The organism is Rhodococcus sp. T9N (assembly GCF_024436645.1).
Classification (GTDB): Bacteria; Actinomycetota; Actinomycetes; order Mycobacteriales; family Mycobacteriaceae; genus Rhodococcus_F; species Rhodococcus_F qingshengii.
Genome location: NZ_JAMSKS010000050.1, coordinates 1,903 through 5,362, shown reverse-complemented (window position 1 = coordinate 5,362; position 3,460 = coordinate 1,903). Strand labels below are relative to the sequence as shown.

Sequence of the window (3,460 nt, the reverse complement as noted above, 5' to 3'; positions counted from 1 at the left end):
GTGTTCGGCGGTGTCCTACTCTCCCACACCCTGTCGAGTGCAGTACCATCGGCGCTGAAGGGCTTAGCTTCCGGGTTCGGAATGGGACCGGGCGTTTCCCCTTCGCTATGACCGCCGTAACTCTATGAAACTGTCACAGTAACCTTCTTCTGATCACCTGGTTTCACCACCCGTCAACACCAGTTTCTGGTGTTGGGGGATGGAGAAAACAGGGTTTCTCATCAGTATCTGTGTGTTGTTTCAGATACCGCACAGTGGACGCGTAGCTTCTTTGTGGTAAGTCCTCGGCCTATTAGTACCAGTCACCTGCATGCATTACTGCACTTCCAGTTCTGGCCTATCAACCCGGTGGTCTGCCGGGGGCCTTACCCCCTCGAGGGGGTGAGAAACCTCATCTTGGAACAGGCTTCCCGCTTAGATGCTTTCAGCGGTTATCCCTTCCGAACGTAGCTAACCAGCGGTGCTCCTGGCGGAACAACTGGCACACCAGAGGTTCGTCCGTCCCGGTCCTCTCGTACTAGGGACAGCCTTCCTCAAGTTTCTAACGCGCGCGGCGGATAGAGACCGAACTGTCTCACGACGTTCTAAACCCAGCTCGCGTGCCGCTTTAATGGGCGAACAGCCCAACCCTTGGGACCTACTCCAGCCCCAGGATGCGACGAGCCGACATCGAGGTGCCAAACCATCCCGTCGATATGGACTCTTGGGGAAGATCAGCCTGTTATCCCCGGGGTACCTTTTATCCGTTGAGCGACACCGCTTCCACTTGCCGGTGCCGGATCACTAGTCCCGACTTTCGTCCCTGCTCGACCTGTCAGTCTCACAGTCAAGCTCCCTTGTGCACTTGCACTCGACACCTGATTGCCAACCAGGCTGAGGGAACCTTTGGGCGCCTCCGTTACATTTTGGGAGGCAACCGCCCCAGTTAAACTACCCACCAGGCACTGTCCCTGAACCAGATCATGGTCCGAGGTTAGAGGTCCAATTCGATCAGAGTGGTATTTCAACAACGACTCCACGATAACTGGCGTCACCGTTTCACAGTCTCCCACCTATCCTACACAAACCGAACCGAACACCAATACCAAGCTGTAGTGAAGGTCCCGGGGTCTTTTCGTCCTGCCGCGCGTAACGAGCATCTTTACTCGTAATGCAATTTCGCCGAGTCTACGGTTGAGACAGCTGAGAAGTCGTTACGCCATTCGTGCAGGTCGGAACTTACCCGACAAGGAATTTCGCTACCTTAGGATGGTTATAGTTACCACCGCCGTTTACTGGGGCTTAAATTCTCAGCTTCGCTCCCGAAGGAACTAACCGGTCCTCTTAACCTTCCAGCACCGGGCAGGCGTCAGTCCGTATACATCGTCTTACGACTTCGCACGGACCTGTGTTTTTAGTAAACAGTCGCTTCTCACTGGTCTCTGCGGCCCCACCCAGCTCAGACAGTAAATGTCGTCACCAGACAGGGCCCCCCTTCTCCCGAAGTTACGGGGGCATTTTGCCGAGTTCCTTAACCATAGTTATCTCGATCGCCTTAGTATTCTCTACCTGACCACCTGTGTCGGTTTGGGGTACGGGCCGTGTGAAAGCTCGCTAGAGGCTTTTCTCGGCAGCATAGGATCACTGAATTCGCCTCAATCGGCTACGCATCACGTCTCAGGCTTGTGTGCGACCCGGATTTGCCTAGGTCACGCCCTACACGCTTACACCAGTATTACCACTGACTGGCTCAGCTACCTTCCTGCGTCACCCCATCGCTTGGCTACTACCAGATCAGGTCCCATGCATCCACCAACTCGAGACCCGAAGGTCTTCTCGTGGCTTCAGGATGGTTAGTATCACTGATTCACCATGGGCGCGTTCACACGGGTACGGGAATATCAACCCGTTGTCCATCGGCTACGCCTGTCGGCCTCGTCTTAGGTCCCGACTCACCCTGGGCGGATTAACCTGGCCCAGGAACCCTTGGTCATTCGGCGGACGAGTTTCTCACTCGTCTTTCGCTACTCATGCCTGCATTCTCACTCGTGTGGCCTCCACGGCTAGGTCACCCTGCCGCTTCCATGGCCACACGACGCTCCCCTACCCATCCACACACCTGCCCAACACTCCGCAGAGTGAAGGGGGGCTATTGCGTGAATGCCGCAGCTTCGGTGGTGTACTTGAGCCCCGCTACATTGTCGGCGCAGGATCACTTGACCAGTGAGCTATTACGCACTCTTTCAAGGGTGGCTGCTTCTAAGCCAACCTCCTGGTTGTCTTCGCGACCCCACATCCTTTTCCACTTAGTACACGCTTAGGGACCTTAGCTGGCGATCTGGGCTGTTTCCCTCTCGACTACGAACCTTATCGCCCGCAGTCTCACTGCCGCGCTCTCACTCACCGGCATTCGGAGTTTGGCTGATTTCGGTAAGCTTGTGGGCCCCCTAGACCATCCAGTAGCTCTACCTCCGGTGAGAAACACGCGACGCTGCACCTAAATGCATTTCGGGGAGAACCAGCTATCACGGAGTTTGATTGGCCTTTCACCCCTACCCACAACTCATCCCCTCAGTTTTCAACCTAAGTGGGTTCGGTCCTCCACGACGTCTTACCGTCGCTTCAACCTGGCCATGGGTAGATCACTCCGCTTCGGGTCTAGAGCATGCCACTACGATCGCCCTATTCGGACTCGCTTTCGCTACGGCTACCCCACACGGGTTAACCTCGCGACATGCCACTAACTCGCAGGCTCATTCTTCAAAAGGCACGCCATCACCCCCAGCAGTAAACTGCTCGAAGGCTCTGACGGATTGTAAGCGCACGGTTTCAGGTACTATTTCACTCCCCTCCCGGGGTACTTTTCACCTTTCCCTCACGGTACTAGTCCGCTATCGGTCACCAGGGAGTATTCAGGCTTATCGGGTGGTCCCGACAGATTCACACCAGATTTCACGGGCCCGGTGCTACTTGGGTTTCCATTACAACAGTCACAAAGTTTTCGTGTACGGGATTCTCACCCTCTACGACAGGCCGTTCCAGACCACTTCCACTAACCCTGTGATTTCTTACTGTTGGCCAACACGGCAGTATTGACAAAATGAACCCCACAACCCCACGAATGCAACACCTGCCGGCTATCACACACCCATGGTTTAGCCTCTTCCGCTTTCGCTCGCCACTACTCACGGAATCACGGTTGTTTTCTCTTCCTGTGGGTACTGAGATGTTTCACTTCCCCACGTTCCCTCCACACGCCCTATATATTCAGGCGCGGGTAACACGACATCACTCGTGCTGGGTTTCCCCATTCGGACATCCTCGGATCACAGCTCGGTTGACAGCTCCCCGAGGCTTATCGCAGCCTCCTACGTCCTTCATCGGCTCCTGGTGCCAAGGCATCCACCGTACGCTCTTCATTACTTACAACAAAGATGCTCGCGTCCACTGTGCAGTTCTCAAACAACACACAAACAACCAC

The 3,460-nt window shown here is 55.2% G+C and carries 2 rRNA genes; both read right to left on the bottom strand.

The features are described 5' to 3' along the window. Positions 1-2: 2 nt before the first annotated feature. Positions 3-119, bottom strand: a 5S ribosomal RNA gene (gene rrf / locus M1L53_RS32860). Between the two features lie 153 nt (positions 120-272). Beyond that, positions 273-3,408 (bottom strand): 23S ribosomal RNA (locus tag M1L53_RS32855). Positions 3,409-3,460 lie beyond the last annotated feature (52 nt).